At 63.6% G+C, this 3,046-nt stretch carries 3 protein-coding genes; all 3 read left to right on the top strand.

All coding sequences use genetic code 11. The features are described from left to right. The first annotated feature begins 842 nt into the window (after positions 1-842). The 3 genes from ltrA (at position 843) to IG90_RS0138495 (ending at position 2,918) form a co-directional block, all read left to right on the top strand. On the top strand, positions 843-2,102 hold the full coding sequence (ltrA, locus tag IG90_RS0138505) for a group II intron reverse transcriptase/maturase (RefSeq protein WP_030595879.1): 1,260 nt from the start codon (positions 843-845) through the stop codon (positions 2,100-2,102). Positions 2,103-2,473: 371 nt separating this feature from the next. Further along, positions 2,474-2,617 carry a hypothetical protein gene (locus tag IG90_RS0138500; protein ID WP_157847102.1) on the top strand — a complete coding sequence of 48 codons (144 nt, stop codon included), beginning with the start codon at positions 2,474-2,476 and terminating at the stop codon, positions 2,615-2,617. Between the two features lie 55 nt (positions 2,618-2,672). Next, positions 2,673-2,918, top strand: coding sequence for a hypothetical protein (locus tag IG90_RS0138495; protein ID WP_030595874.1), 246 nt, complete (start codon positions 2,673-2,675; stop codon positions 2,916-2,918). Positions 2,919-3,046: the final 128 nt, after the last annotated feature.

Below are 3,046 nucleotides of genomic sequence, written 5' to 3'. Positions count from 1 at the left end.
ACACGGCGTTCGTGATCGGACAGCTCCAGCGGCAACGGCTTCGGACCAGGCATCAGCCCACCCTACAACCGCGCGCGAACTAACGACTCAGGACACTAGTGTGCTGAGTAGCCAAGGGATCGACTTTCTATCGGGCTCGATCTTGCGGTGAGACCCCGGCCTGGTGCGATCAACACCGCGTCGGGGTCGTTTAGTTCTCGCACCGTAAGCAGTCGCGGCATCGCGCCGCAAGCTGTCGCGATTAGTCATACTTGCTGGCCTTGTGTCCTGAACATGAAAGGGAGTTGATCTTAGGCAACTTCTGGAAGTGATGCTGTGTGGGAGATGAAGGTTTTGTGGCCCTTCGGAGCCGCCCTGTGGGGGGAGGCTCTAAACCGCCTCATGCTGCGTTAGCTAATGACTGTCGTGGTGAGCGATGGGGAAAAGGCGTCGTGAGAGGCGTCAGGTGGGGACCGGGAAGACGAACGCAAGTGAATCGCTGCTGACGTGTCGAAAAAGTAGCAGACGGCATCGAAACCGGGGTGTGGTCAGAACTCCGGGATGAGCCTGGCGGGTGCCCGCTTATTGGCCAGGCGGTGTCCGGCATACAGGCGACGTGAGTCCGGTCTGCGGCTTCCACATGGAACAGGAGAAGGCAAGTCCCGATACTGCCCGCCGAGCGGCGGGCGAGAGGGAGTGCCCCAAGCAGCAGTCACTGCAAGGGGTCGAGTACCGACGCGGGACCTGCTGGCGGACCGGCTCGTAGTAGTGATGAAACCCCTGTAATCGGGGCGGAGCGAAGGGGCCGGGTCGTTCGTGACTGAGTTGATCGTATCAACCGGACGGCGTCCGGGAGGAGTTCGATGGGCCAGTTGAAATCGTCGACCAAGCCGTTTGATATTTCAAAGTGGGAAATCAAGGAGGCGTGGGAGGAAGTCAGGGCTAACAAGGGTGCACCCGGTGTGGACGAGCAGAGCATCGCCGAGTTCGAGAAGGACCTGAAGAACAATCTGTACAAGGTCTGGAATCGCATGTCGTCGGGCTCATATTTTCCGCCTCCGGTGCGTGCGGTGGCCATTCCCAAGCCACACGGAGGCGGCGAAAGAATGCTTGGCATTCCTGCTGTCGCTGACCGCGTGGCGCAGACTGTGGTGGCCCGGCATCTGATGCGCAGGGTGGAGCCAATTTTCCACCCGGACAGCTTCGGATACCGGCCCGGACGGTCCGCCTTGGACGCGGTAGGAAAATGCCGGGAACGCTGCTGGAAAAGGGACTGGGTGGTGGAGTTCGACATCGCCAAGTTCTTCGACAGCGTGCCCTGGGACCTGCTGGTCAAGGCGGTGGAAGCGCACACCGATGCCGTCTGGGTGAAGTTGTACGTGCGGCGGTGGCTCGCCGCCCCGCTCGTCATGCCCGACGGCTCCCTGCTGGAACGGGAGCGCGGGACCCCTCAAGGGGCCCCGGTATCTCCCGTCATGGCGAACCTGTTCCTGCACTACGCGTTTGATACCTGGATGGACCGGGAGTTCCCGTCCGTCTGGTTCGAGCGGTATGCGGACGACGCGGTGCTGCACTGCGTCACTGAGCGTCAGGCCCGCGAGGTGCTGGCCGCGCTCACGGACAGGATGGTCGAAGTCGGGTTGCAGCTGCACCCGGACAAGACCCGGATCATTTACTGCAAGGACGGCCACCGGCGTGGCGCTTACGAGCACACGTCGTTCACCTTCCTCGGGTACACGTTCCGCGCCAGAAGGAACCGGAGTCGGCACGGGAACCTGTTCCTGGCGTTCGACCCGGCGGTCAGCAAGGACGCCCTGAAAAAGATGGGGCGGGAGCTGCGGTCCTGGCACCTGCACACTCGCTCCGAACTGTCCTTCCAGGAGCTCGCCCACAGGATCAACCCTGTGGTCTCGGGCTGGCTCAACTACTACAGCCGCTTCAGGCCGTGGGAGCTGATCCCCTTCGTGATGCGCATCAACGCCTATCTGGTGCGCTGGATCCGCCAGAAGTACAAACGCCTCGCGGCCCAGCGGAAGGCCATCGCGAAGATGCAGGAGATCGCCCAGCGATACCCCCGCATGTTCGCGCACTGGCGCCTGACCACGGGTGCCGTATCGGTCTGACGACCAGAACGACAAGAGCCGTGTAACGGGCGACTGTTACGCACGGTTCTGTGAGAGCCGAGGGGTGAGATCCCCCTCGGCTACTCGGCGTGACGGGGGCGGGAGGTAGGGCGGTTTCCCCAACCCCTGTCTTTTTCCCACCGGTTGAAAAAGGGGGCTCGAATCCCGGATCCCGTGTCCCGGCCCTCGTGCCCCGGGCCCCGAGCTTCGGGCCGGGACCCCGATCACGTACCCCCGCAAGAGTGAACGACCCGCTCCGACGCTCGCGTCCTGGGCGCCGAGCTTCGAGCGTCGGAGTGAAGTTCGCGACGCCGTTGGCTGATTTCTCGATTGCAGTAGCAACGGCCGGGTTGATAGACATGGTCGTACGCATGTTCGTTGTACGTAGCGGGGGTCTGGGCGGTCAGTCGGGGATGGACGCGGCGTTCGGTTCGGGTGACCAGGAGCAGGGCGAGAACGCGAAGTCGCAGATGGCGTCGGCGAATTTCGACGCGGCGCGTTTCGGGGGCCGCTGACTCCGGTCGCGTTGTGGGGTTCGTGCGGGTTTTGTCTGACGGGGAGTGATGGGTGATGGCGGGTAGCACGGACCGGCGTTCGTACGACACGGGTGCTTCGACGGAGGTGCAGGCGGCGCTTCAGGTGGTGATCGGTCGCCTGGAGCAGGTGATCACGGCGCGGGACACACTGCGGTGGAACGCGACGTCGCAGGAGGTGCGGAACATCATCCGGCTGCTGCGGACGACGCTGGAGAAGAACGACGGAACGGCCACGCAGACGTTGGCGCGGGCGAAGGCCGCGGTCGACGGCATCGGCTGAGGGCCGCGCTGATTTCGTGTTGCCGCCCGCCGTGCGGGGTGGGTGGCTTGGCTTTGTGGTGCGTACGGGGGGTGTGTGGGATGACCGGGTGGGACATCAAGCCGCAGGGTGTGCAGGGCCAGTTGAAG

The organism is Streptomyces anulatus (genome assembly GCF_000721175.1).
Taxonomy (GTDB): Bacteria; Actinomycetota; Actinomycetes; order Streptomycetales; family Streptomycetaceae; genus Streptomyces; species Streptomyces anulatus_C.
Note: the sequence above shows the minus strand (reverse complement) of the source record. Positions and strands in the feature narration are given on the sequence as shown.